Below are 24,281 nucleotides of genomic sequence, written 5' to 3'. Positions count from 1 at the left end.
CGCTCCGGCGGTCCCGTCGGCGACGGTCCCGCCCGCCGCGGCACCCCCGGCGCCCGAACCCGCCATACCACCGCCCGACTTGCCGCGGGACGTGGCCGCCGAACCGGCCGCGGCCGCCACGGCGGCCTTGCGCATGGAGCGCAGCGCACCGCGCAGCTTCTCCCCGGCCTCCTCGCCCCGCTTGCTCCCGGAGCCGCCCGAACCGCCCTTGCCCGCGGGCCGGTCCGGCTGCGCCGGGATGGGCACGACCTTGGTCGCGTCCGCCGGCGGCTCCGGCTCGGCCCTGCGCTCGGGCGCGTGGATGACGGCGTTGAGCATCGCCCGCGCCCGGGCGTCGTCGAGCCGCTGCGCCGGGTCCTTGGTGAGCAGCCCGTAGATGACGTCCTTCAGCGGACCCGCGTTCTTCGGCTCCTCCAGCGGCTCGGTCATCACCGCGGTCAGGGTCGCGATCGCGGAGCCCTTGTCGTAGGGCGGCACGCCCTCGACCGCCGCGTACAGCAGTCCGCCGAGCGACCACAGGTCGGCCGCGGGACCCGGCTTGTGCCCGCGGGCCCGCTCCGGGGAGATGTAGGAGGGCGCGCCGACGAGCATGCCGGTGGAGGTGATGGACGGGTCGCCCTCGACCTGGGCGATGCCGAAGTCGGTGAGCACCACCCGGTCGGTGTCGGACTCCAGCAGGACGTTCGACGGCTTCACGTCGCGGTGCAGGATCCCCTCGCGGTGCGCCGAGCGCAGCACGTCCAGGATGGCGAGCCCGACCTCGGCGGCCCGCTTGGGCTCCAGCAGCCCGTCCTCCCGGATCACCTCGGCCAGCGACCTGCCCTCGACGAGCTCCATCACGATCCACGGCCGGTCGTCCTCGTCGACCACGTCGAAGACCGTCACCGCGCTGTTGTTGCGGATCCGCGCGATCGCCTTGGCCTCGCGCAGCGTCCGCGTGATCAGCCGGCGCTTCTCGTCGTCGTCGATGTTCGACGGGAACCGCAGCTCCTTGACGGCGACCGTCCTGCCCAGGGTCTCGTCCTCGGCCCGCCACACCGTGCCCATGCCGCCCCGGCCGAGCACGTCGTGCAGCCGGTACCGCCCGGCGAGAAGACGCTCGCTCTTGTCCTGACGAGAGTCCTGACGAGTGTCCTGACGAGATGTACCCGCCCGCTCCGCCTCCGACATGCGTCCCCTCATACAACCCGCCCTGACAGAGCCTCCATTGTCCCTCACCCGACAAGTGCCCGACGCCCAGGGTGCCTCTCGCCCTACGACGGCCCGCGCACACCGGTCCGACGGCCGACCGACCTCTCTCAGGCCCCTTACAGGACCATCACAACCACCACAAAGCCACCTCCTGACCACCAGACCCGGACCAAGTCCGCGTCTCGCCACCCTGGATGATGGGCCGTGACAAGGGAGGAGCCCGCCATGCCGTCGCTTCGAGCGCTGCTGGTCCTGCCCGTGTCCCTGGCGCTGCTCGCCCTGGCCCCGGCCGACTCCACCGCGCCCCGGCCGCCGACCACGGACACCGTCCTCCCGCTGCTGGTCACGCGGGGCGGCGCCCCGGCCGCGGCGCTGCTGGTCCGCGACGGAGCCGGCAGCCGCTACGCCCGGGCCGGCACCGGCATCACCCGCGACGACCACTTCCGCGCCGGGAGCATGACGAAGACGTTCATCGCGACGCTCGTCCTGCAACTGGCCGAAGAGCACCGGCTGAAGCTGTCCGACACCGTGGAGCAGCACCTGCCCGGCCTGGTGCGCGGGGCCGGCAACGACGGCCGCACGATCACTCTGCGCGCCCTGCTCACCCACACCAGCGGTCTGCACGACTTCACCGCCGACACCAAGGGCCTGGTCCCCCTCTCCCCTCGTCAGGCCGTACGCATGGCCCTCACCCACCCTCCGGCCCACCCCGGCCGCTTCTCCTACTCGAACACCAACTACGTCCTCCTCGGCATGGTCGTCCGGCAGGTGACCGGCCACTCCTACGCCGCCGAGGCCGAGCGCCGCATCATCGCTCCGCTGGGTCTGACCGGCACCTCCTTCCCTGGCTCCCGCATGTCACTGCCCTCCCCGCACGGCCGCGCCTACGCCGCCGACGGAACCGACGTCACCGAACTCGACCCGCGGGTGGCCGGGGCCGCGGGCGAGCTGGTGACCACGCTCACCGATCTGGACCGCTTCTACGCGGCCCTGCTCGGCGGGCGTCTGCTGCCCCCGCGCCGGCTGCGCGAGATGCGCGACACCCGCGCCGCACACGGCTTGTACGGCATGGGCCTGTATCCGGAGAAGCTGCCGTGCGGCACCACGGTGTGGGGACACAACGGCCGCATCCTCGGCAGCTACGTGCGCACCGCGGCCACCGTCGACGGCCGTCGCGTCCTCACCTACCGGGTGAACACGACGGCGATCACAGACCCCGACCTCGAACCGGCCCTGCTCGCCGCCGAGTTCTGCCCCCGCACCTCGTAGAACGACCCGGTTCCGAACCGCCTTACAACGGCACGATGTCCGGTGCCCCCAGCCGCGCCGCGTCCGCCGTCAGGTCGTCCGGCTGCCGCTGGGACTCCCGCTCGGCCTCCACCCGCTTCTCGTAGTGCTCGACCTCGCGCTCGATCTGATCCTTGTCCCAGCCCAGCACCGGCGCCATCAGCTCGGCGGCCTCATGAGCGCTGCGCGTCCCCCGGTCGAAGGTTTCGATGGAGATACGGGTGCGCCGGGTCATGACGTCGTCCAGATGCCGCGCCCCCTCGTGCGAGGCGGCGTACACGATCTCGGCGCGCAGATAGTCGTCGGCGGCCGGCATCGGCTCACCCAGCGAGGAGTCGGAGGCGATGAGGTCGAGGAGTTCCTCGGCCATCGAGCCGTAACGGTTCAGCAGATGCTCCACGCGCACCACGTGCAGCCCCGTCCGGGCCGCGATCCGCGCTCGCGCGTTCCACAGTGCCCGGTACCCCTCGGCGCCCAGCAGTGGCACGTCCTCCGTGACGCACTCGGCGACCCGCATGTCGAGCCCGTGCACCGCCTCGTCGACGGCGTCCTTGGCCATGACCCGGTAGGTCGTGTACTTGCCGCCCGCCACGACCACCAGCCCCGGCACCGGATGCGCCACGGTGTGCTCGCGCGACAGCTTGCTGGTGGCGTCGGACTCGCCGGCCAGCAGCGGGCGCAGCCCCGCGTACACGCCCTGGACGTCGTCGCGGGTGAGCGGCACCGCGAGCACCGAGTTCACATGTTCCAGCAGATAGTCGATGTCCGCGCTGGAGGCGGCCGGGTGCGCCTTGTCGAGGTCCCAGTCGGTGTCGGTCGTGCCGACGATCCAGTGCCGGCCCCAGGGGATGACGAAGAGGACGGACTTCTCCGTGCGCAGGATCAGGCCCGTCGAGGAGTTGATGCGGTCCTTCGGCACGACCAGGTGGATGCCCTTGGAGGCGCGGACGTGGAACTGCCCGCGCTCACCGACCATCGCCTGGGTGTCGTCGGTCCACACCCCGGTCGCGTTGACGACCTGCTTGGCGCGGATCTCGTACTCGCCGCCCGCCTCGACGTCCTGCACGCGCGCGCCCACGACCCGCTCGCCCTCCCGCAGGAAACCCGTCACCCGGGCGCGGTTGGCGCACCTGGCGCCATAGGCGGCCGCCGTGCGCACCAGGGTGGCCACGTAACGCGCGTCGTCCATCTGGGCGTCGTAGTACTGCAGGGCGCCGACCAGTGCGTCCTTCTTCAGAGCGGGCGCGACGCGCAGGGCGTGACGGCGGGTCAGGTGACGGTGGGTCGGCAGACCGCGTCCGTGTCCGCGGGCCATCGACATCGCGTCGTAGAGCGCGACGCCCGAGCCGGCGTACAGCCGCTCCCAGCCCTGGTGCTGCAGCGGGTACAGGAACGGCACCGGTTTGACGAGATGCGGGGCGAGGCGCTCCAGCAGCAGCCCGCGCTCCTTCAGGGCCTCCCGTACGAGGGCGAAGTCCAGCATCTCCAGATAGCGCAGTCCGCCATGGATCAGCTTGCTGGACCTGCTGGAGGTGCCCGATGCCCAGTCACGCGCCTCGACCAGGCCGGTGGACAGGCCGCGGGTCACGGCGTCGAGGGCGGTGCCCGCACCGACCACACCGCCGCCCACCACCAGCACGTCCAGCTCGCGCTCGGCCATTGCCGCCAGTGACTCGGCTCGCTGCGCCGGCCCCAGTGTCGCTGTCCTCACCGCTGCCTCCCGCTATCGATAGCGCCGGCCGCACCCGTCGGGCGAAGCCCGTGTCGTACCCCCCATGCCCAAATTCTGACCGTCTTGCCCGACTTCAGCCACCACGGCTCCCCACCCTGTGGACAACTTTCCCGGGACGACCGGAAAACACAGGCGACCAATCCCGCATAACGGTCATATTTACTCCTAGTCTGACATTGCGCTCGCCCATCCTGTCCACCGGGCTTGCGCACCTGTCCCGCTTCGGTTACTGGGAAGGACGGCCCACGCCATGCCCGCAGATCTCGCCGTCATCGGACTCGGCCCGTTCGGCCTGCCCCTGGCCCAGGCCGCCGTGGCCGCGGGCATCCCCACGCTCGGTTACCGCACCGGGCCGGAGCCCGGCTCCCTCAGCCCCGCCGAACTGCGCCGGATGCTCTCGGGGGGCTTCCGGCACGCCACCAGCCCCGCCGAGCTGGGCCGCGTCCGCACCGCGGTCATCTGCGCGCCGACCCCGCCCGGCCCGGACGGCGGTCTCGACCTCACCCAGGTGGAGGCGGCGGCCCGCACCCTGGCCGCGCACCTGCGCCCGCACACCACGGTCATCCTCGAGTCGGCGGTTCCCCCGGGCACCACGCAGGACCTGCTGCGCCCGATCCTCGAAGAGGGTTCACGGCTGCGTGCGGGGCGCGATTTCCACCTCGCCTACTCCCCCAGTCGGGTGGACCCCGGCAACCGCGACGTCACGCCCGCCGGCACGCCCAAGGTCATCGGCGGCCTCACCCCCGCCTGCACCGAGTCGGCCGCGGCCTTCTACGGCCGTCTCACCGACAAGGTGGTACGCGCGCGTGGCCTGCGTGAAGCGGAGACCGTCCAGCTCCTGGAGACGAATTTCCGGCACGTCAACATCGCCCTCGTCAACGAGATGGCCGTCCTCTGCCACGACCTCGGCATCGACCTCTGGGACGTGATCCGCTGCGCGGAGACCAAGCCGTTCGGCTTCCACGCCTTCCGCCCCGGCCCCGGCGTCGGCGGCCACGCCGTCCCCCAGGACCTGACCGTCCCCGCCGGCCGCACCCTGCGCATGGTCGAACTGGCCCAGCAGGTCAACAGCCAGATGCCGCGTTACGTCGTCCAGCGCGCGGCCACGCTCCTGAACGAACACGGCAAGTCCGCCCGCGGCGCCCGCGTCCTCCTGCTCGGCGTCACCTACAAGCCCGACCTCGCCGACCAACAGGCCACCCCTGCGCGCGAGATCGCCGTCCGCCTGATGGAACTGGGCGCCTCCGTCAGCTACCACGACCCGCACGTCCCGTCCTGGAACGTCCTCGACCGCCCGGTCCCGCGCGCCGACTCCCTCTACGAGGCCGCCGCCGACGCCGACCTGACGATCCTCCTCCAGCACCACCGCACGTACGACCTCCAGGGCCTGTCGGTGAAGGCCCAGCTGCTCCTGGACACGCGCGGGGCGGCGCCGACGGGGGCGGCGCACCGGCTCTGACGGCAAATTCACTGGTGGCCGTGTCAGTCCTGCCTGTTAGTCTCCCCTCACTCGTCGCACAGTCGTGCGCACGTTTCTCCGCTTCACCATTCCGCTCGTTCCATCCCGTGGGGGGATTTCTGTCATGAGCCAGTCAGCTCCACCGCCACAGCAGCCGCCTGCCCAGCCGCAGGCCGAGACCCAGCCGCAGCCACAGCCGCAGCCGGTCGACGGCAACCCGTACGCCCAGCAGCCGACCGACGGCGTTCCGTACGCCCCGCAGCCGGGCGCCGTACCCCCGCCTCCGGCACCGGGGGTCCCGTACGGGGCCGTCCCCGCTCCCGCTCCGGTGCGGAACAACATCGGCGTCGGTCTGGTGGCCGCCTTCGCCGCCGCCGTGGTCGCCGCCGGCGTCTACGGCGCGATCATCGGCCTGACCAAGCACGAGATCGGCTGGGCGGCGGTCGGCGTCGGCTTCCTCGTGGGACTCGCCGCGGGCCGTCTCGGCGGCCGCAACCCCGTGCTGCCGGTCGCGAGCGCGGCGCTGTCCCTGGGCTCCGTCTACATCGGCCAGCTGGTGGGCGAGGCGATGATCGGCGCGAAGGAGACCCCGCTCAGCTTCAACGAGCTGTTCTTCCAGCACTTCGACGTGGTCCAGGAGGCCTGGAAGGCGGACGCCGACCCGCTGACCTTCGTGTTCTTCGCGATCGCCGCGTACGTCGCCTTCACGGGGGCCAAGAAGGCGGCGCTCTGACGCTGCCGGTGCGCGGCGGAGGGGCGGCGCGTCGGTGGTGAAGGGGGGCGCGTGGGTGCGTCGGACTTCGGGGCTGGTGGCATGGGGGGCGCGGCGCGGGTACCTTACGGAGACAGGTGGGGCCGGTCGCAGGGGCTTACTGCGACAGGCTCGTGGATGGATCACGGAGTGTCCGCCCCTAGTTTGCTTGGGGACGGCCGCTCACCATCACACCCACTGGGTGGAGCCCACCGCAGCGGGTACTGCGGCAGGCTCCTGGATGGTTCACGGAGTGTCCGCCCCTAGGTTGTCTGGGGGCGGCCGCTCAGCGTCCCGCCAACAAGGTGGAGCCCACCGCAGGGGCTAGCTGCGGCAGGCTCCCGGATGGTTCACGGAGTGTCCGCCCCTAGGTTGCTTGGGGGCGGCCGCTCACCATCCGAAAATCCGCAAGATCCACCTCCTCCGGCACTTCACCATCCACAGACGGATCCGATCCCAGCGAGTGGGCTTGCGGTGACGTCCCATGGACGCCCCCTTCCACGACACCGCCCAGTAGCCCGGTGAGACGGTCCGTCGGAAATCGGGCCGGGCCCCGAGGAGCGGGGTCCGGAACCAAGTCCTTGGAAGGGGGCGCTCCAGCAACTTGGGGCGCCGACACGGACGTTATCGCCCCCGACCCGGCTGACCAGCCCGTATCTGCCCCGAACGCAACCGCACGCCCCCACACCACCCCACGCGCCCCGCGCAAGCCCCGGGCACACGAAGGGGGCCGGTCACCCCTCAGGTGACCGGCCCCCTTTCCGCCGTAACCCCTACCGCTTGTGCTGCGAGTCCGCCACCGTCACCTCGACGCGCTGGAACTCCTTCAGCTCGCTGTAGCCGGTCGTGGCCATCGCCCGGCGCAGAGCGCCGAAGAAGTTCATGGAGCCGTCGGGGGTGTGCGAGGGGCCCGTCAAGACCTCCTCGATCGTGCCGACGGTGCCGAGGTCAACCTTCTTGCCGCGCGGCAGCTCCTCGTTGACGGCCTCCATGCCCCAGTGGTGGCCGCGGCCCGGCGCGTCGGTCGCCCGCGCGAGCGGGGAGCCCATCATCACCGAGTCGGCACCGCAGGCGATCGCCTTCGGCAGGTCGCCGGACCAGCCCACGCCACCGTCGGCGATGACGTGCACATACCGGCCGCCGGACTCGTCCATGTAGTCGCGCCGGGCCGCCGCCACGTCCGCGACCGCGGTCGCCATCGGGACCTGGATGCCCAGCACGTTCCTCGTGGTGTGCGCCGCGCCGCCGCCGAAGCCGACCAGGACGCCCGCCGCGCCCGTGCGCATCAGGTGCAGGGCCGCCGTGTAGGTGGCGCAGCCGCCGACGATCACCGGGACGTCGAGCTCGTAGATGAACTGCTTCAGGTTCAGCGGCTCGTGCGAGCCGGAGACGTGCTCCGCGGAGACCGTCGTACCGCGGATGACGAAGATGTCGACGCCCGCGTCCACGACCGCCTTGGAGAACTGCGCCGTGCGCTGCGGGGAGAGCGCGGCGGCCGTGACCACGCCGGAGTCGCGCACCTCCTTGATGCGCGCGCCGATCAGCTCCTCCTTGATGGGGGCCGCGTAGATCTCCTGGAGACGGCGGGTGGCCGACTCGACGGGCACTTCGGCGATCTCGTCGAGGAGGGGCTGCGGGTCCTCGTACCGCGTCCACAGCCCTTCGAGGTTGAGCACACCGAGACCGCCGAGCTCGCCGATGCGGATCGCGGTGGCCGGGGAGACGACCGAGTCCATGGGGGCGGCCAGGAACGGCAGCTCGAAGCGGTAGGCGTCGATCTGCCAGGCGATCGAGACCTCCTTCGGGTCCCGCGTACGGCGGCTGGGGACGACGGCGATGTCGTCGAAGGCGTACGCCCGGCGGCCGCGCTTGCCGCGCCCGATCTCGATCTCAGTCACGTCTGTGGCCTTTCCCTGATGCGTTTCAGCGTCTTCCAGTATCGCCGACGGGTACGACAAGGGCGGCCCCGGATGCTTCCGGGACCGCCCCTCGCACGGCTGTCTGCCTACTTGCTGCTGTAGTTCGGCGCCTCGACCGTCATCTGGATGTCGTGCGGGTGGCTCTCCTTCAGGCCCGCGGAGGTGATCCGCACGAAGCGGCCCTTGGACTCCATCTCGTCGATGGTGGCCGCGCCCACGTAACCCATGGTCTGGCGCAGACCGCCGACGAGCTGGTGCAGGACGCTGGAGAGCGGGCCGCGGTAGGGCACCTGGCCCTCGATGCCCTCGGGCACGAGCTTGTCGTCGGAGGCGACCTCCGCCTGGAAGTAGCGGTCCTTCGAGTACGACTTGCCCTGGCCGCGGGACTGCATGGCGCCGAGCGAGCCCATGCCGCGGTACGACTTGAACTGCTTGCCGTTGATGAACTGCAGCTCGCCGGGCGACTCCTCGCAGCCCGCGAGCAGCGAGCCCAGCATCACGGTGTCGGCGCCGGCGGCGAGGGCCTTGCCGATGTCGCCGGAGTACTGCAGGCCGCCGTCGCCGATGAGCGGGATGCCGGCCGGGCGGGCGGCGAGGGAGGCCTCGTAGATGGCGGTGACCTGCGGGACGCCGATGCCGGCGACGACCCGGGTCGTGCAGATCGAGCCGGGGCCCACGCCGACCTTGATGCCGTCCACGCCGGCGTCGATCAGCGCCTGGGCGCCGTCGCGGGTGGCGACGTTGCCGCCGATCACGTCGACGCTCACGCTGGACTTGATCTTCGACATCCAGCTGAGCGCGTTGCTGTTGTGGCCGTGCGAGGTGTCGACGACCAGGAAGTCCACGCCGGCCTCGGCCAGCGCCTGGGCGCGCTCCAGCGCCTCGGGGCTCGCGCCGACCGCGGCGCCGACGAGCAGGCGGCCCTCCGAGTCCTTGGCGGCGTTCGGGTACTTCTCCGCCTTGACGAAGTCCTTGACGGTGATCAGGCCCTTGAGGACGCCGTTGTCGTCGACCAGGGGAAGCTTCTCGATCTTGTGCCTGCGCAGCAGTTCCATGGCGTCCACGCCGGAGATGCCGACCTTGCCGGTGACCAGCGGCATCGGCGTCATGACCTCGCGCACCTGGCGGCTGCGGTCGCTCTCGAAGGCCATGTCACGGTTGGTGACGATGCCGAGGAGCTTGCCGGCCGGATCGGTGACGGGGACACCGCTGATGCGGAACTTGGCGCACAGCGCGTCCGCGTCGGCGAGCGTGGCCTCCGGGTGCACCGTGATGGGGTCGGTGACCATGCCGGACTCCGACCGCTTGACCAGGTCGACCTGGTTGACCTGGTCCTCGACCGAGAGGTTGCGGTGCAGCACGCCGACACCGCCGAGGCGGGCCATCGCGATGGCCATGCGGGACTCGGTCACCTTGTCCATCGCCGCCGACAGCAGCGGGATGTTGACCCGGACGTTGCGCGAGATGCGGGACGAGGTGTCGACCGCGTTGGGGAGGACCTCGGAGGCTCCCGGCAGCAGCAGCACGTCGTCGTAGGTCAGCCCGAGTGTCGCGAATTTACCGGGCACTCCGTCGACGTTCGCAGTCATGACACCTTCCCCAAATGGCCTTGATCGGTGCGGATGTCCATGCTAACGGGAAGCAGGGCCGTCGAATTCCACGGTTCCGCGTGACCTCGGGCTTCGTATGTTCGTACGGAATCCCCGAGCGGCCTGTTCAAGAAAGGCGCCGGCTTCGGGAAAGCCGCCGACCGCCCAGGAATTACTGTTCCGCCAGTGCCCTGAGCCGGCTCAGGGCCCGGTGCTGCGCCACCCGGACCGCGCCGGGTGACATTCCCAACATCTGACCTGTCTCCTCGGCCGTGAGCCCCACCGCGATGCGCAGCAGCAACAGCTCCCGCTGGTTCTCCGGCAGGTTGGCCAGCAGTTTCTTGGCCCATTCGGCGTCGCTGCTGAGCAGCGCGCGCTCCTCCGGGCCCAGCGAGTCGTCCGGCCGCTCCGGCATCTCGTCGGACGGGACCGCCGTCGAGCCGGGGTGCCGCATCGCCGCCCGCTGCAGGTCGGCGACCTTGTGCGCGGCGATGGCGAAGACGAACGCCTCGAAGGGGCGGCCGGTGTCCCGGTAGCGCGGCAGCGCGAGCAGGACGGCCACGCAGACCTCCTGCGCCAGGTCCTCCACGAAGTGCCGGGCGTCGCCCGGCAGCCGGGACAGCCGGGTGCGGCAGTACCGCAGCGCCAGCGGGTGGACATGGGCGAGCAGATCGTGCGTGGCCTGCTCGTCCCCGTCCACCGCGCGATGGACGAGTGCACCGATCGCCCCTGCGGCGTTCGCCGCCTCGTCGTCGCGCATCGGTCCATGGTGCCTTGCGGCCGTGTCGTCCGTGGCACCGCGTCCGATGTTGTGCACCGAAGCGTTATGAGCAGGTGCGCCGGAACTCATCCCCTGCGCCCTCCCCTTCCGCTCGACCGACTCGTCCCCGAGAGACTCCACATCTTCAAGGATGCGGCATCCGCGCCGAAACGAGCAGCGGGTACCGACGGAGCCGATTGACCTGCGTCGCAAACCGCGCCCTGAAGGGGCGCGGAGCTGCATCAACTGCGGCTACCGCCGCGTGGGCGTGACCAGGCACGAACGGCCCGCACCAGAACGACAGCCGTTACGACCGAGCTCTCAGCGAACCAGACCCCACCGGAAGCCAAGTGCCACCGCATGCGCCCGGTCGGACGCACCCAGCTTCTTGAACAACCGCCGGGCATGCGTCTTCACGGTGTCCTCGGACAGGAACAGCTCCCGCCCGATCTCCGCGTTGGACCGCCCGTGGCTCATCCCTTCGAGCACCTGGATCTCCCGCGCGGTGAGCGTCGGCGCCGCCCCCATCTCGGCGGACCGCAGCCGCCGCGGGGCGAGCCGCCAGGTCGGGTCGGCGAGCGCCTGCGTCACCGTCGCGCGCAACTCCGCGCGGGAGGCGTCCTTGTGGAGGTAGCCCCGCGCCCCGGCGGCGACCGCGAGAGCGACACCGTCCAGGTCCTCGGCGACGGTCAGCATGATGATGCGCGCGCCCGGGTCGGCGGACAGCAGCCGGCGCACGGTCTCGACGCCGCCCAGTCCGGGCATGCGTACGTCCATCAGGATCAGGTCCGAGCGGTCGGCGCCCCAGCGGCGGAGGACTTCCTCGCCGTTGGCCGCGGTCGTCACGCGCTCGACGCCGGGCACGGTCGCGACCGCGCGGCGGAGCGCCTCTCGGGCAAGCGGGGAGTCGTCGCAGACGAGGACGGATGTCATGGCCGCCCTCCGCAGCTGATGCACGTCACCTTGAGCCTCCAGGCTGGTACGAAATCGTCACCTGTGCGGTCGACTGTCTCGGACACTAGCCCGAGCACTTCTTGTTTCAACCGCCTCCGCACTCTCAACGACGGTCACTCGAAAGAGTTACGGGGCCGTGTGCCATCTTCGGCACTCTACGTGAGGGAGCGGACACGGTGCAGACATGCGGGGCCGACCCTCAACGTTTCATCACAACCAGTGCCCCATTCAGCCCTATTTCTTCCCATCTGCTGGTGTCTGAGGCTAGATTCGCAATGAGTCATATTTTCATCTCCTTAGATGAGAGATGTACGGTCGTGGGCACCGTATCCGCTCAGAACGGCTACAAGGGGTCACGTAATGGCAGATTTCTCCCGCCTTCCCGGACCGAACGCGGACCTGTGGGACTGGCAGCTGCTGGCTGCCTGTCGCGGGGTGGACAGCTCGCTCTTCTTCCATCCGGAGGGCGAGCGAGGCGCGGCCCGGAGCGCTCGCGAGAACTCGGCCAAGGAGGTCTGCATGAGGTGCCCCGTGCGCGCGCAGTGCGCGGCGCACGCGCTGGCGGTGCGAGAGCCGTACGGCGTGTGGGGCGGCCTGACCGAGGACGAGCGCGAGGAACTCATGGGGCGGGCGCGGAACCGGCTGGTGTCAGCGGGGGCCACTGGCGCGGGCAGCGCCTCGAACAACTGAAGGAACGTTTCCGCGTTCCGGGTTTCCGAGCTCCAGGACCCAGAGCTCCCGACAAGAAGGGCACGCACGCGTGCCCTTCTTTTCTCACCCTCGCGCGTGCTCGTCCGCTACTGCCGGGCCGCCGCGTGCGCGAGGTGGTCCAGGGTCGCCGCGACGGCCGACACCTGGGCGAGGTCCGGCAGCGTCAGCGCCACGATCTCCCGCCGCACCGCGGGCCGCAGCGTCAGCACGCGCGCGTGGCGCGGCCGTACGGACTCGATGGCGAGCTGCGGCAGTACCGCGACGCCCAGACCGGCGCCCACCAGACCGACCACGGCCGGGTAGTCGTCGGTCGCGAAGTCGATCCGCGGGGTGAACCCGGCGCCCTCGCACACCTCCACCAACTGCCCGCGGCAGCGCGGGCATCCGGCGATCCACGGCTCGTCGGCGAGCTCCCCGATGGCCACGGACCCGGCGCCGGCGAGCCGGTGCCGCTCCGGTACGAGCCCGACGAGCCGGTCGCTCAGCAGGGGCCGTACGACGAGGTCGTCCCACTCCCCCTCCTGGCCGCCGGCCGCGCCCTCGTACCGGAAGGCGAGCGCCACGTCGCACTCGCCCTCGCGCAGCATCTCCACCGACGCGGGCGGTTCGGCCTCCTCGAGGGAGACCCGGGTGCCGGGGTGGGCGGCGCGCAGGGCCGCGAGCGCGGCCGGTACGAGGGTGGAACTGCCGCTGGGGAACGACACGAGCCGTACCCGCCCGGCGCGCAGGCCCGCGATGGCGGCGATCTCCTCCTCGGCGGCGGTGAGCCCGGCGAGGATGGTGCCGGCGTGCCGGACGAGTGCCTCGCCCGCCTGGGTGAGCCGCATCTCGCGTCCGCTGCGGACGAGCAGCGGGGTGCCGACGGACGCCTCCAGCGCCTTCATCTGCTGGCTGACCGCGGGCTGGGTGCAGCCCAGCGCGCGTCCGGCCGCCGAGAAGGAACCGGTGGTGGCGACGGCGCGCAGGACACGGAGATGACGGGCCTCGATCACCCTTCGAGGATAAGCGAACGATAAGCCAGACTTTGGCACGGCGCCGAATAATCGGTCGACGCTTTGAGACCCGGCGGCCTACGGTTTCGTCATGAGGCTTCTGTCGGTGAATCTGGGCAGCGCGCGGGCCGTGCCGTACACGGACAACCCCGAGGGGGTGACCGGTATCGACAAGCGGCCGGTGGCGGGGCCGGTGCGGGTGGCCGCGCCCGGGCCCAAGGGCGTCGGCGGGAGCGGGCTGGCCGGGGACGCGGTGTGCAAGCGGCAGCACCACGGCGGGGACGACCAGGCGGTGTACGCCATGGCACGCGAGGACCTGGACGGCTGGGAGCGCGAGCTGGCGCGCCCGCTGGCGAACGGCTCCTTCGGCGAGAACCTCACCACCGAGGGCCTGGACGTCTCGGGCGCGCTGATCGGCGAGCGGTGGCGGATCGGGGACCGGGTCGTGCTGGAGGTGACCTGCGGGCGGATCCCGTGCGGCACCTTCCAGGGCCATATGGGTGAGCGGGGGTGGGTGAAGCGGTTCACGCGCAAGGGCGCGCCCGGGGCGTACCTGCGGGTGATCGAGCCGGGCGAGATACGGTCCGGTGATCCGGTCGAGATCGTGCACCGGCCCGCCCACGACGTGACGGTGGCCCTGCAGTTCCGTGCGGTGACCACCGAACGGACGCTGCTGCCAAGGGTGTTGGCGGCCGGGGACGCACTGCATCCGGAGGCGATGGCCAACGCGCGGAAGTACCTCGAGAAGTACGGCACCTGAACCCCCCTCACCACCCGCCCGCGGATCGGACTCCTTGCCTCCGGGTAACTACGCTTGGGCCATGACAACGGCTCTGATTACGGGATCGACGGCGGGCATCGGTGCCGCGTTCGCACGGCGGCTGGCGGCGGACGGACACAACCTGGTCCTGGTGGCCCGGGACACCAAGCGGCTGCACGAACAGGCGACCGAACTCCACGACCGGCACGGCGTCGAGGTGGAGGTGGTGACGGCGGACCTGGCGACGGACGACGGCATCGAGACGGTGGCCGCCCGCCTCTCCGACCGCAGGAACCCCGTCGACCTGCTGATCAACAACGCCGGCTTCGGCAACAAGGGCCGCTATCTCGACGTCCCCATGGCGGACGAGCTGAAGATGCTCAAGGTCCACTGCGAGGCGGTGCTCCGGCTGACGTCGGCGGCGACGGAGGCGATGCGGGAGCGGGGGCGCGGGGGTGTCGTCAACGTCGCCTCCGTCGCCGCCTTCGTCCCGCGCGGCACCTACGGCGCGTCCAAGGCGTGGGTCGTGCAGTTCACCCAGGGCGCGGCGAAGGATCTCGCGGGCAGCGGCGTCCGCCTGATGGCCCTGTGCCCCGGCTTCGTGCGCACGGAGTTCCATCAGCGGGCCGGCATGGGCACGGACAACATCCCCGGCTGGATGTGGCTCGACGCGGACAAACTGGTGGCGGCGGCGCTGAGTGATCTCGCCCGCGGCAAGTCCCTCTCCATCCCGGACCCCCGGTACAAGGCCCTGATGGGGATCGTGAAGGTGACGCCGAGGGCCCTGCTGGGCGGGATCACATCGCGGACGGGGCGGAAGTACGGGCCGCAGTAGGGGCGCAGCAGGGCTGCATGGCCCGATGACGCCGGCGGGCAGAGAATGGGGGTGTTCAACCGGATCCAGGCGGACCGGAGGCAGCACCATGACCTTCGTACAGCTCATCGACTGCAGGACCAGCCGTTTCGACGACATGAACCGGCTGATGGACACATGGGTCGAACAGACCAGGGGGAAGCGGACGGCGACGCACGCGGTGGTCGGCAAGGACCACTCCGACGCGTCGCACTTCATCGAGATCGTGGAGTTCCCGTCGTACGAGGAGGCGATGCGGAACTCGAACCTGCCCGAGACGGACAAGATCTTCCGGGAGATGGTGGCCCTCTGCGAGGAGATGCCGACCTTCACGGACCTGGACGTGGTGCGGGACGACCGGCTGTACGCGGCGAACGTACGGCGGTTCTTCGAGACGATCGCCGTCAAGGGCGATCTCCCGCCGCTCGACGACCTGATCGCCGAGAACTACCACGACCACGATCCCGCCAACGAGCAGGACACCATGGGCATGGACGCCATGCGGCGGGAGATCGGCATGTGGCGCGCCGGCTTCGACTTCGCCTTCGACGTCGAGGACCAGATCGCGGACGGGGACCGGGTGTGCACCCGGTGGACCTGGCGCGGCACCCAGACCGGTGAGTTCATGGGGCTTCCCGCCACGGGACGGAACGTCGTGATGACCGGGGCGACCATCTTCCGGTGCGACCAGGACGGGAAGATCGTCGAGGGCTGGTGGCAGTACGACCGGCTCGGGCTGATGGCGCAGTTGGGCGCCCTGGACCAGCTGGAGCAGTAGACGCCGAAAGGCCCGGCACCCCCCAGAGGGTGCCGGGCCTTCGTGCTGCGGTGCGTCAGTGGGCGTGGCCGTGACCGTGGCCCGCGGCCGCCGGCTCCTCCTCTTCCTTCTTCTCGACGACCAGGGTCTCGGTCGTCAGGAGGAGGGAGGCGATGGAGGCGGCGTTCTCCAGGGCGGAGCGGGTGACCTTGACCGGGTCGATGACGCCGGCCTTGACCAGGTCGCCGTACTCGCCGGTCGCGGCGTTGAAGCCCTGGCCCTTGTCGAGCTCGGCGACCTTGGAGGTGATGACGTAGCCCTCGAGGCCGGCGTTCTCGGCGATCCAGCGCAGCGGCTCGACGACCGCGCGGCGGACGACGGCGACACCGGTGGCCTCGTCGCCGGTCTTGCCGAGGGAGCCCTCGAGCACCTTGGCGGCGTGGACCAGCGCGGAGCCACCACCGGAGACGATGCCCTCCTCGACCGCGGCGCGGGTCGCGGAGATGGCGTCCTCCAGACGGTGCTTCTTCTCCTTCAGCTCCACCTCGGTGGCGGCGCCGACCTTGATCACGCACACGCCGCCGGCCAGCTTCGCGAGGCGCTCCTGGAGCTTCTCGCGGTCCCAGTCGGAGTCGGTGTTCTCGATCTCGGCCTTGATCTGGTTGACGCGGCCCGCGACGTCCTCGGAGTTGCCGGCGCCGTCGACGATGGTCGTGTCGTCCTTGGTGACGGTCACGCGGCGGGCGGAGCCCAGCACGTCCAGACCGGCCTGGTCGAGCTTGAGGCCGACCTCCTCGGAGATGACCGTGGCGCCGGTGAGGACCGCCATGTCCTGCAGCATCGCCTTGCGGCGGTCACCGAAGCCGGGGGCCTTGACCGCGACCGCGTTGAAGGTGCCGCGGATCTTGTTGACGACCAGCGTGGACAGGGCCTCGCCCTCGACGTCCTCGGCGATGATCAGCAGCGGCTTGGAGGAGTTGGTCTGGATGACCTTCTCCAGCAGCGGCAGCAGGTCGGCGATCGAGGAGATCTTGCCCTGGTTGATCAGGATGTACGGGTCGTCGAGGACGGCCTCCATACGCTCCTGGTCGGTGACGAAGTACGGGGACAGGTAGCCCTTGTCGAAGGCCATGCCCTCGGTGAAGTCCAGCTCCAGACCGAAGGTGTTGGACTCCTCGACGGTGATGACACCGTCCTTGCCGACCTTGTCCATGGCCTCGGCGATCAGCTCGCCGACCTGCTGGTCCTGGGCGGACAGCGCGGCCACGGCGGCGATGTCGGACTTCTCGTCGATCGGGCGGGCGGTGGCGAGGAGGTCCTCGGAGACGGCGGCGACGGCCGCGTCGATGCCCTTCTTCAGCAGCGCCGGGGAGGCACCCGCGGCGACGTTCTTCAGGCCCTCGCGCACCAGCGCCTGGGCGAGCACGGTGGCGGTGGTGGTGCCGTCGCCCGCGATGTCGTTGGTCTTGGTCGCCACCTCCTTCACCAGCTGGGCGCCGAGGTTCTCGTAGGGGTCCTCGACCTCGACCTCTCGGGCGATGGTGACACCGTCGTTGGTGATGGTGGGCGCGCCGAACTTCTTGTCGATGACGACGTTGCGGCCCTTGGGGCCGATCGTCACCTTGACCGTGTCGGCCAGCTTGTTGACGCCGCGCTCGAGGGCGCGACGGGCGTCCTCGTCGAACTTCAGGATCTTCGCCATGACAGCGGGAGCCCTCTCGGATCTGTGGGTCTGACAAAGACACTGCGCCCCGGGCGCCCGGCTTCTTAGTGGTCGCGGGGGCCAGGGGCGCAGCGTGGAAAAAACTCTGAGGTGGTACTACTTCTCGATGATCGCGAGCACGTCGCGGGCCGAGAGGACGAGGTACTCCTCGCCGTTGTACTTCACCTCGGTGCCGCCGTACTTGCTGTACAGCACGATGTCGCCGGTCTTGACGTCGAGCGGCAGGCGCTCGCCGTTCTCGAAACGGCCCGGGCCCACGGCCAGGACGACGCCCTCCTGGGGCTTCTCCTTGGCGGTGTCCGGGATGACCAGGCCAGAGGCCGTGGTCTGCTCGGCGTCCAGCGGCTGGACCACGATGCGGTCCTCGAGCGGCTTGATGGCAACCTTGGAGCTGGCGGTCGTCACGATCCGACCTCCCCCTTCGGAGATCTCACGGGGTTAACTGTCTGAGGTGGCGACCAGGTCGATCCGTCGTCGCGGGTGCCGGACCTGCCCGTCGCTTGTTTGGCACTCTCCAGGGGGGAGTGCCAGAGCCGAGACTATGACCGCGATTAGCACTCGGTCAAGCGGACTGCTAATCCCGACGGCGCGTCGTCCCGCCATGCGGTCGACGGGGGCGTCGCGAGAGGGCCCCGTCCGCCGTCCGGACGCGTACCGTCGCACCATGCCCTCCCGGCGCTCGCGGTCCTGCTTCCCGCCGAATGCGCCTTCAACCTGGCGTTCGCCGGCGCCCTGGCACCCAACGGGCACGCGCAGGGCGCGGCGGCGTGGCCGGGCGGGCCGGTGGCGGCTCTGGTGTCCGGCGTCTTCTTCCTCCGGGACGGGTTCGCCGTGACCGGTAGGGGACGGATGCCGAAGGCCTCGCGATGGCGCTCGGCTACAGATAGTCCTCCAGACGCCCCACCGTCAGCCCCCGTTCCTCCAGCCGCGCGAGGAGGTGGGAGGTGCGTTGGGTGAGGGGCGGGCCCGTCGCGTCGTCCGGGGCCACGGAGACGATGTCGCCGGGGGTCAGGTGGCGGGCAGTGCGGGTGTAGGTCAGCCGGCCGGCGGAGTTCAAGGACGCGCGCCACAGCACCAGCGCCCTGACCCCGCAGTCACCGGCCGCGCGCAGGGTGGTGCCGTCGTACGCGCCGTGGGGCGGCCGGAACAGACGGGGCCGGGGCCGGTCGGGCCGGCCGCAGATCTCGGCGCGCTGGCCGGCGTAGGGCAGGCCGCGCAGGGTGGTGCGGCCGAAGCGGTGGCCGTGGGTGCCCGCGTCGGCCGGCCGTGGACGCGCGAGGTGGCCGTGGACCGGGGCGGCCGTGCCGTCTTCGGTGAACACGCTGATGGGCAGCCGGAGTTCGCGGACCATGTCGGCGAAGCGCGGGTCCCGCGCGGCGCCGTCGTCGTAGGTGAGGAAGACGACCCGGTCGTGGGTGGGGACATGAGAGAGGATCAGGGGGAGGGCCGGGCTCGCCGGACGGAAGGCCGGGGCGCGGGCGGGTCGCGGGGCACGGGGCAGCGGGGCCTGGAGGCCCCAGCGGCGGTACGACCGGACGGGCCGGCCGGCGCCTCCGTGTGGCCGTACCTCCTGCGCCGCCTTCCTGCCGAGCCGTTCGATGGGGTCGACGGACTGGGCGCAGCCGGTGAGGAGGGCGAGCGCCAGAACTCCGGCGGCCAGGTCCCGGAGCCTCACAGGTAGTCCTCCAGGCGGGCCACCGCGTACCCCTCGGCCGTGACCTTGTTCAGGAAGCGCCGCATGTCGTCGACCATGGTGCCCTTCCACTCGTCGCGGCCCCGGAAGTGGGTGAGCACGATGTCGCCGGGGTGCAGGTCCTGGTCGTCCTCGCGGTACTCCCAGTGGTCGACGAAGACCTCCTCGTCCCAGATCGGTGCGTACCGGATGCCGCAGGACTTCGCGGCGCGCAGGGTGTCCTGGTTGTAGTTGCCGAAGGGCGGCCGGAAGAGGGTCGGGGCCTTGCCGAACTGCTTCTTCATGACCGCCTGCATGCCGCAGATCTCGTGCCGCTGCTGCTCGTAGGAGAGTCCCGGCAGATAGGGGTGCGTGAGGGTGTGGTTGTTGAGGCTGACGCCCTGGGACTGCATCCGGCGGAAGTACCCGTAGTCGTCCTTGACCAGGAAGTCGCTGAGGAAGGCGGAGTACGGGATCTTCAGCTCGCTCATCATCCGCAGGAACGCCGGGTCCTTCTCGGCGCCGTCGTCGATGGTGAGGAAGACGACCCGCTGCCGGGTGGGGACCGTGGTGAAGACGGGCGGGAGATCCAGCTCCTCCTGGTCGTCCACCTCGAAGCCCCTGCGGGCGGTGATCCGCGGCTTGTGCGCCGGTGGCGGCGGAGCGGTCAGGGGCACCTGCCGCAGCCCCCAGCGCCGCGCGGCGGCGGCCCGCGCGGTGAGGGCCGCGCGCAGCTTCAGGGCGTACGAGTCCAGGGCGCGGGCCTCGGGTGCCTTCAGGGGCTGCTGGCCGGAGGCCGGGCGCACCTCCTGGCCGTCGTCCGTCGCACAGCCGGAGGCGATGGCGGCGACGGCGAGCACGGCGATCCCGCCACGGACTCGCCGCTTCCGGAACGCCCCGTTTTTATCGTTTTGTACGACTGCTCGCATGGAGCCGGATCCTCGCAGGCCGGGCCCGCGATCCCGGCCCGACACCGCGTCCACGGGCACACCATCCACCGACTGGCCCACAATGACCCGGTGAACGACCTCGCCCTCCTCCTCACCCCCGAAGGCCGCGCCCTCCTCGACGAGGTGCGTGACACGGCCCCGGCCGACGAACTCGCCGTGGCCACCCGGCTGCGCCGCGATCACCCCGCCGACCTGGTGTCGGCGGCCCTGGGGCAGGCGCGGCTGCGGCAGCGGGCGGCGGTGAAGTTCGGGGCGGCGGACGCCGGGCGGATGTTCTTCACGGCCAACGGGGTGGAGCAGTCGACGCGGGCGAGCGTGGCGGCGTACCGGGCGGAGTGCCTCCGGGCCATGGGGGTACGGTCCGTCGCCGACCTGTGCTGTGGGATCGGCGGGGACGCGATCGCGTTCGCCCGGGCGGGGATCGGGGTCCTGGCCGTGGACCGGGACCCGGCGACGGCCGCCGTGGCGCGGGCGAACGCCGAGGCGCTCGGGCTGGCGGACCTGATCGAGGTGCGGGAGGCCGACGTCACGGAGGTCGACGCGGCGGGGTACGACGCCGTGTTCGTCGACCCGGCCCGGCGCGGCGGACGCGGGCGGATCTTCGACCCAGAGGCCTACTCACCGCCCCTGTCCTGGGCGGTCGGGGCGGCCCGCAAGGCGTCCCGGGCCGCCGCGCTGAAGGTCGCCCCGGGCATCCCGCACGAGGCCGTGCCCGAGGACGCCGAGGCCGAGTGGATCTCGGACGGCGGGGACGTGAAGGAGGCGGTGCTGTGGTTCGGGACGACGCCCGGGGCGGTCCGCGCCACGCTGCTCCCCGGCCCCCGCACCCTGCTCGGAAGGGGGCTGCCCGATCCCCGGGTCCGCCCCGTGGGCCGCTACCTGTACGAGCCCGACGGCGCCGTCATCCGCGCCCACCTGGTCGCCGAGGTGGCCGAGGACCTGGACGCCGGCCTGATCGACCCCACCATCGCGTACGTCACCTCCGACGCCCTCCTCCCCACCCCGTACGCCACCGCCTACGAGATCACCGACCAACTGCCCTTCAACGTGAAGAAGTTGAAGGCCCTGCTGCGGGAGCGGGAGGTCGGGACGCTGACCGTGAAGAAGCGGGGGTCGGCGGTGGAGCCCGAGGAACTCAGGAAGAAGGTCAAGCCGGCCGGACCCAACGCGGCGACCGTGTTCCTGACCCGGGTGGCGGGGGCGCCGACCATGCTCGTCGGACACCCCGCCTGATCACCCCGCTCCGGCCGCCCGCCGCAGCAGCAGCTCCCGTTCCCGTTCGTTGCGGGTGAGCTCCGCCGCCCGGGCGAACTCGGCGCGCGCCTCGGCCGTACGTCCCAGGCGCTCCAGCAGGTCGCCGCGGACGCTGGGGAGCAGGTGGTAGTCGCGCAGGGCGGGTTCCGCGGCGAGGGTGTCCACGATCGCGAGCCCCGCATCCGGTCCCTCCGCCATCGACACGGCGACGGCGCGGTTGAGTTCGACGACCGGGGAGGGGGCGCGGGCGGCGAGCAGGCCGTAGAGGGTGGCGATGCTCGCCCAGTCGGTCTCCTCGTAGGTGTACGCGTGCGCGTGGCAGGCGGCGATTGTCGCCTGGAGGGTGTACGGGCCCGGGGCGCCGGTGGCGGTGGCCTCGGCCCGGTGCAGGGCCGTGATGCCGCGGGCGATGAGCATGCGGTTCCAGCGGCGGCGGTTCTGGTCCTTGAGCAGGACGGGTTCGCCGCCGGGGCCGGTGCGGGCCGCGGCGCGGGAGGCCTGGAACTCCAGCAGGGCGGCCAGGGCGTGCACCTCGGGTTCCTTCGGCATCAGCGACGACAGCACGCGGGCCAGCCGCAGCGCGTCCTCGCACAGCGCCGGGCGCAGCCAGTCGTCGCCGGCCGTGGCGGCGTACCCCTCGTTGAAGATCAGGTAGATGACGTCCAGGACGGAGCCGAGACGGGCCTCGCGGTCCGGGCCGTAGGGCACCTCGAAGGCGACGTTCTTGGTGGCGAGGGTGCGTTTGGCGCGGACGATGCGCTGGGCGACCGTCGGCTCGGGGACGAGGAAGGCGCGGGCGATCTCCGCGGTGGTCAGGCCGCCCAGCATCCGCAGGGTGAGGGCGGTGCGGGCCTCGGCGGACAGGACCGGGTGACAGGTGGTGAAGACCAGCCGGAGCAGGTCGTCGTCGATGTCCTCGGGGTCGGCGGGCTCCTCCGGCGGCGCGGTCGTCTCCAGACTCCGGCCGATCTCCGCCAGCTTGCGGGCGTAGTTCTCCCGGCGCCGGACCAGGTCGACGGCGCGGTGCCGGGCGGTGGCCGTCAACCAGGCGCCCGGGTTGTCCGGCACACCGTCCCGGGGCCACTGCTCCAGCGCGGCGACCAGGGCGTCCTGGGCGAGCTCCTCGGCGATGCCGACGTCACGCACGATGCGGGTGACGCCGGCGACGATGCGCGGGAACTCGAGGCGGAAGACGGTGTCGACGGCACGGGTGGCGGTGGGCTGCTGTTCCACAGCCCACCATGCAACACCCCCGACGGGCCTCGGGCCAACAGGCCCTAGCCCTCCGCGATCTCCCTGACCTCGCAGGTCACCGTCCAGTGCTCCTCGTGCACCTTCAGGAACCGCTTGGTCCACTCCAGCGCCTCGGCCTTGTCCTTGCACTGCATGATCGCGTAGCCGCCGACGACCTCCTTGGACTCGGTGAAGGGCCCGTCGGTCACGGAGAGCTCACCGCCCTCCCAGCGCACCCGCGTGCCCTGCGCGGACGGCGTCAGCCCAGCGGTGTCCAGCATCACGCCGGCCTTGGTGATCTCCTCGATCAGCTCCCCCATCCGCTGCATCAGCTCGGGGCTGGGGCCCTCGGCGGGGGCGGTCTTCTCGTCGATCTGTACGAGAGAGAGGTAGCGGGGCATGGTGACTCCTCGGTCGGTCCGGGGCCGGTCGCTGTCCGGCCTTTCACCAGTGCGTCGATCGGGGAGCCCGGGGATCGACAGGCGCGCCGGAATTCCCCGAAGTTTTTTCCGCCGCCCTTGTCTCCGCTGGTCAGCGCAGCGATTCCCACAGTTCGCTCGCAGCCGGTTCCTTCGCCACCACGCGGTTGGGGTCGGAGGGGGCCGTGACGACCGGCATCATCACCGTCTTGACGTGCTGCGCGGTCAGGCCCTTCAGGCTGCGCCCGAACCCGACCAGCTCGCTGATGGAGTCCAGGCCCGTGTCGGTGGTGAGGCTGTCCGTCAGGGCGTCGGCGACGGAGTAGAGCCGGGCGGGGTCGGTGAGGAGGTTCGTCGAGGAGATCTGTTCCAGCAGGGCCTTCACCAGCTTCTGCTGGAGGCCTATGCGGCCCAGGTCGCTGCCGTCGCCTATGCCGTGCCGGGTGCGGGCGAGGGCGAGGGCCTGCTTGCCGTCGAGATGGTGGGTGCCGGCCGCGAGGTGCAGATGGCTGTCGTCGTCGTCGATGTCCTGGTCCGTGGTGACGGTGACCCCGCCCAGGGCGTTCACCAGCTTCGCGAAGCCCGAGAAGTCGATCTCGATGTAGTGGTCCATGCGGACGCCGGTGATGGACTCGACCGTCTTCACCGCGCACACCGGGCCGCCCACGGAGTAGGCGCTGTTGAACATGGCGTTGTAGGCCACGGCCGTGGAGCCGCCCGACTTCAGCGGGCAGGACGGGCGGGTGACGAGAGTGTCGCGCGGGATGCTGACGATGGTCGCGTCCTTCCGGCCCGCGTCGATGTGCACCACCATCGCGGTGTCCGACCGGGCGCCGGAGCTGCTGCCCCCGCCGAGCGCCTTGTTCTCCTTGCCGCTGCGGGAGTCGGACCCGAGGACGAGGATGTTCAGGGAGCCGGTGGGCAGCGGGGACTCGGAGGCTCCGGGGGACGGGGTCGTCACCGCCTTCGCCGGACGGTCGTCGCCGAGCGCCTGGTTGATGTCGACGCTCTTGATGTTGCTGTCGAGGTGCCAGTAGACCCACCCCGCGGCCCCCGCGCCCAGCACCAGCAGTCCCGCCATGGTGAGGCCGGCGATCCTCAGTACGGTCGAGCGCCGGCCCCTGGATCTGCCCCCGCCGCCGCTCTCCGCCTGTCCCGGCTCAAGTCCCGTCACAGACAGGAACGTAAGTCCGAATTATTAGGAGGTTGTTAGCTGCGACCCCGAGGAGCGGTTTTCTACGGAAAATCTCATGCTTCTCAGAGGTCCGGGCGCTTCGAAAGTTTCGGACAGGTAACCGATTGGCTTCGGTGGAGC

The 24,281-nt window shown here is 71.1% G+C and carries 22 protein-coding genes; 8 read left to right on the top strand and 14 right to left on the bottom strand.

What is annotated here, in order from left to right; all coding sequences use genetic code 11:
• Positions 1-1,170 (bottom strand): serine/threonine-protein kinase (locus GRC12_RS12170; RefSeq protein WP_208779242.1); only part of this gene is annotated, 1,170 nt, incomplete at its 3' end.
• A 246-nt stretch (positions 1,171-1,416) separates the two neighbouring features.
• Between GRC12_RS12170 and GRC12_RS12165 the strand changes: the two genes are divergently transcribed.
• Positions 1,417-2,460 carry a serine hydrolase domain-containing protein gene (locus GRC12_RS12165; RefSeq protein WP_208779241.1) on the top strand — a complete coding sequence of 348 codons (1,044 nt, stop codon included), beginning with the start codon at positions 1,417-1,419 and terminating at the stop codon, positions 2,458-2,460.
• A 22-nt stretch (positions 2,461-2,482) separates the two neighbouring features.
• Here the strand turns inward: GRC12_RS12165 and GRC12_RS12160 are convergent, their stop codons facing one another.
• Positions 2,483-4,189 (bottom strand): glycerol-3-phosphate dehydrogenase/oxidase, encoded by a 1,707-nt coding sequence (locus GRC12_RS12160; protein WP_208779240.1) that lies wholly within the window; start codon positions 4,187-4,189, stop codon positions 2,483-2,485.
• Positions 4,190-4,460: 271 nt separating this feature from the next.
• On the opposite strand from GRC12_RS12160, the gene GRC12_RS12155 reads away from it, so the two are divergent.
• Together GRC12_RS12155 and GRC12_RS12150 are read left to right on the top strand one after the other, a co-directional pair.
• Positions 4,461-5,669: a nucleotide sugar dehydrogenase gene (locus GRC12_RS12155; RefSeq protein WP_208779239.1), complete on the top strand. Its 1,209-nt coding sequence runs from the start codon at positions 4,461-4,463 to the stop codon at positions 5,667-5,669.
• A gap of 124 nt (positions 5,670-5,793) precedes the next feature.
• Positions 5,794-6,402, top strand: a complete 609-nt coding sequence (locus GRC12_RS12150; RefSeq protein ID WP_208779238.1) for a hypothetical protein — start codon at positions 5,794-5,796, stop codon at positions 6,400-6,402.
• Between the two features lie 791 nt (positions 6,403-7,193).
• On the opposite strand, the gene GRC12_RS12145 is transcribed toward GRC12_RS12150, so the two are convergent.
• From GRC12_RS12145 to GRC12_RS12130, 4 genes are all read right to left on the bottom strand, one after another.
• Complete coding sequence (locus GRC12_RS12145; RefSeq protein WP_208779237.1) at positions 7,194-8,318, bottom strand: GuaB3 family IMP dehydrogenase-related protein; 1,125 nt, start codon at positions 8,316-8,318, stop codon at positions 7,194-7,196.
• 107 nt (positions 8,319-8,425) lie between these two features.
• Positions 8,426-9,928, bottom strand: a complete 1,503-nt coding sequence (gene guaB / locus GRC12_RS12140; RefSeq protein ID WP_208779236.1) for an IMP dehydrogenase — start codon at positions 9,926-9,928, stop codon at positions 8,426-8,428.
• A gap of 172 nt (positions 9,929-10,100) precedes the next feature.
• Positions 10,101-10,688 (bottom strand): sigma-70 family RNA polymerase sigma factor, encoded by a 588-nt coding sequence (locus GRC12_RS12135; RefSeq protein WP_093724548.1) that lies wholly within the window; start codon positions 10,686-10,688, stop codon positions 10,101-10,103.
• 321 nt (positions 10,689-11,009) lie between these two features.
• Entirely contained in the window at positions 11,010-11,621 is a 612-nt protein-coding gene (locus GRC12_RS12130) for a response regulator transcription factor (protein WP_003948568.1), read from the bottom strand.
• 381 nt (positions 11,622-12,002) lie between these two features.
• Here GRC12_RS12130 and GRC12_RS12125 point away from each other — a divergent pair, with 381 nt between their 5' ends.
• Positions 12,003-12,332 (top strand): WhiB family transcriptional regulator, encoded by a 330-nt coding sequence (locus GRC12_RS12125; RefSeq protein WP_208779235.1) that lies wholly within the window; start codon positions 12,003-12,005, stop codon positions 12,330-12,332.
• 107 nt (positions 12,333-12,439) lie between these two features.
• Here GRC12_RS12125 and GRC12_RS12120 read toward each other — a convergent pair whose 3' ends face one another.
• A complete protein-coding gene (locus GRC12_RS12120) occupies positions 12,440-13,345 on the bottom strand; it encodes a LysR family transcriptional regulator (protein WP_208779234.1) in 906 nt (301 codons plus the stop codon).
• Positions 13,346-13,436: 91 nt separating this feature from the next.
• Between GRC12_RS12120 and GRC12_RS12115 the strand changes: the two genes are divergently transcribed.
• From GRC12_RS12115 to GRC12_RS12105, 3 genes are all read left to right on the top strand, one after another.
• Positions 13,437-14,105, top strand: a complete 669-nt coding sequence (locus GRC12_RS12115) for an MOSC domain-containing protein (RefSeq protein WP_208779233.1) — start codon at positions 13,437-13,439, stop codon at positions 14,103-14,105.
• 61 nt (positions 14,106-14,166) lie between these two features.
• Positions 14,167-14,940: an SDR family NAD(P)-dependent oxidoreductase gene (locus GRC12_RS12110; protein ID WP_208779232.1), complete on the top strand. Its 774-nt coding sequence runs from the start codon at positions 14,167-14,169 to the stop codon at positions 14,938-14,940.
• 88 nt (positions 14,941-15,028) lie between these two features.
• The gene (locus tag GRC12_RS12105; protein ID WP_208779231.1) at positions 15,029-15,736 is read left to right on the top strand and encodes an ester cyclase; all 708 of its coding nucleotides are present in this window, start codon (positions 15,029-15,031) and stop codon (positions 15,734-15,736) included.
• Between the two features lie 55 nt (positions 15,737-15,791).
• Here GRC12_RS12105 and groL read toward each other — a convergent pair whose 3' ends face one another.
• From groL to GRC12_RS12085, 4 genes are all read right to left on the bottom strand, one after another.
• Positions 15,792-17,417, bottom strand: a complete 1,626-nt coding sequence (gene groL, locus GRC12_RS12100; protein WP_208779230.1) for a chaperonin GroEL — start codon at positions 17,415-17,417, stop codon at positions 15,792-15,794.
• Between the two features lie 117 nt (positions 17,418-17,534).
• Entirely contained in the window at positions 17,535-17,843 is a 309-nt protein-coding gene (groES, locus tag GRC12_RS12095; protein WP_055493212.1) for a co-chaperone GroES, read from the bottom strand.
• A 472-nt stretch (positions 17,844-18,315) separates the two neighbouring features.
• A complete protein-coding gene (locus tag GRC12_RS12090; protein WP_208779229.1) occupies positions 18,316-19,113 on the bottom strand; it encodes a polysaccharide deacetylase family protein in 798 nt (265 codons plus the stop codon).
• Positions 19,110-20,039, bottom strand: a complete 930-nt coding sequence (locus GRC12_RS12085; protein ID WP_208779228.1) for a polysaccharide deacetylase family protein — start codon at positions 20,037-20,039, stop codon at positions 19,110-19,112. The genes GRC12_RS12090 and GRC12_RS12085 overlap by 4 nt, the downstream gene beginning before the upstream one ends.
• A 90-nt stretch (positions 20,040-20,129) precedes the next feature.
• Here GRC12_RS12085 and GRC12_RS12080 point away from each other — a divergent pair, with 90 nt between their 5' ends.
• Positions 20,130-21,293, top strand: a complete 1,164-nt coding sequence (locus GRC12_RS12080; RefSeq protein WP_308286533.1) for a class I SAM-dependent methyltransferase — start codon at positions 20,130-20,132, stop codon at positions 21,291-21,293.
• Here GRC12_RS12080 and GRC12_RS12075 read toward each other — a convergent pair whose 3' ends face one another.
• The 3 genes from GRC12_RS12075 to GRC12_RS12065 all read right to left on the bottom strand — a co-directional run bounded on the left by GRC12_RS12075 (position 21,294) and on the right by GRC12_RS12065 (position 24,047).
• Entirely contained in the window at positions 21,294-22,547 is a 1,254-nt protein-coding gene (locus GRC12_RS12075) for an RNA polymerase sigma factor (protein ID WP_208779226.1), read from the bottom strand.
• 44 nt (positions 22,548-22,591) lie between these two features.
• The gene (locus tag GRC12_RS12070; protein ID WP_208779225.1) at positions 22,592-22,948 is read right to left on the bottom strand and encodes a YciI family protein; all 357 of its coding nucleotides are present in this window, start codon (positions 22,946-22,948) and stop codon (positions 22,592-22,594) included.
• Between the two features lie 130 nt (positions 22,949-23,078).
• Complete coding sequence (locus GRC12_RS12065) at positions 23,079-24,047, bottom strand: LCP family protein (RefSeq protein ID WP_208779243.1); 969 nt, start codon at positions 24,045-24,047, stop codon at positions 23,079-23,081.
• Positions 24,048-24,281: the final 234 nt, after the last annotated feature.

Origin of the sequence: Streptomyces griseorubiginosus (assembly GCF_017614965.1) — a bacterium.
GTDB classification, from domain to species: domain Bacteria; phylum Actinomycetota; class Actinomycetes; order Streptomycetales; family Streptomycetaceae; genus Streptomyces; species Streptomyces griseorubiginosus_B.
The sequence above is the reverse complement of the archived record's forward strand: the minus strand, read 5'-3'. Positions and strand labels throughout refer to the sequence as shown.

Excerpts from the sequence above, each read along its gene's own strand:
- GRC12_RS12110 (WP_208779232.1), top strand. The coding sequence starts at position 14,167 with ATGACAACGGCTCTGATTACGGGATCGACGGCGGGCATCGGTGCCGCG.
- GRC12_RS12115 (WP_208779233.1), top strand. The coding sequence starts at position 13,437 with ATGAGGCTTCTGTCGGTGAATCTGGGCAGCGCGCGGGCCGTGCCGTAC.
- GRC12_RS12125 (WP_208779235.1), top strand. The coding sequence starts at position 12,003 with ATGGCAGATTTCTCCCGCCTTCCCGGACCGAACGCGGACCTGTGGGAC.
- GRC12_RS12065 (WP_208779243.1), bottom strand. The coding sequence starts at position 24,047 with ATGGCGGGACTGCTGGTGCTGGGCGCGGGGGCCGCGGGGTGGGTCTAC.
- GRC12_RS12135 (WP_093724548.1), bottom strand. The coding sequence starts at position 10,688 with ATGCGCGACGACGAGGCGGCGAACGCCGCAGGGGCGATCGGTGCACTC.
- GRC12_RS12165 (WP_208779241.1), top strand. The coding sequence starts at position 1,417 with ATGCCGTCGCTTCGAGCGCTGCTGGTCCTGCCCGTGTCCCTGGCGCTG.
- GRC12_RS12155 (WP_208779239.1), top strand. The coding sequence starts at position 4,461 with ATGCCCGCAGATCTCGCCGTCATCGGACTCGGCCCGTTCGGCCTGCCC.
- GRC12_RS12105 (WP_208779231.1), top strand. The coding sequence starts at position 15,029 with ATGACCTTCGTACAGCTCATCGACTGCAGGACCAGCCGTTTCGACGAC.
- GRC12_RS12130 (WP_003948568.1), bottom strand. The coding sequence starts at position 11,621 with ATGACATCCGTCCTCGTCTGCGACGACTCCCCGCTTGCCCGAGAGGCG.
- GRC12_RS12150 (WP_208779238.1), top strand. The coding sequence starts at position 5,794 with ATGAGCCAGTCAGCTCCACCGCCACAGCAGCCGCCTGCCCAGCCGCAG.
- guaB (WP_208779236.1), bottom strand. The coding sequence starts at position 9,928 with ATGACTGCGAACGTCGACGGAGTGCCCGGTAAATTCGCGACACTCGGG.
- GRC12_RS12085 (WP_208779228.1), bottom strand. The coding sequence starts at position 20,039 with ATGCGAGCAGTCGTACAAAACGATAAAAACGGGGCGTTCCGGAAGCGG.
- GRC12_RS12070 (WP_208779225.1), bottom strand. The coding sequence starts at position 22,948 with ATGCCCCGCTACCTCTCTCTCGTACAGATCGACGAGAAGACCGCCCCC.
- groL (WP_208779230.1), bottom strand. The coding sequence starts at position 17,417 with ATGGCGAAGATCCTGAAGTTCGACGAGGACGCCCGTCGCGCCCTCGAG.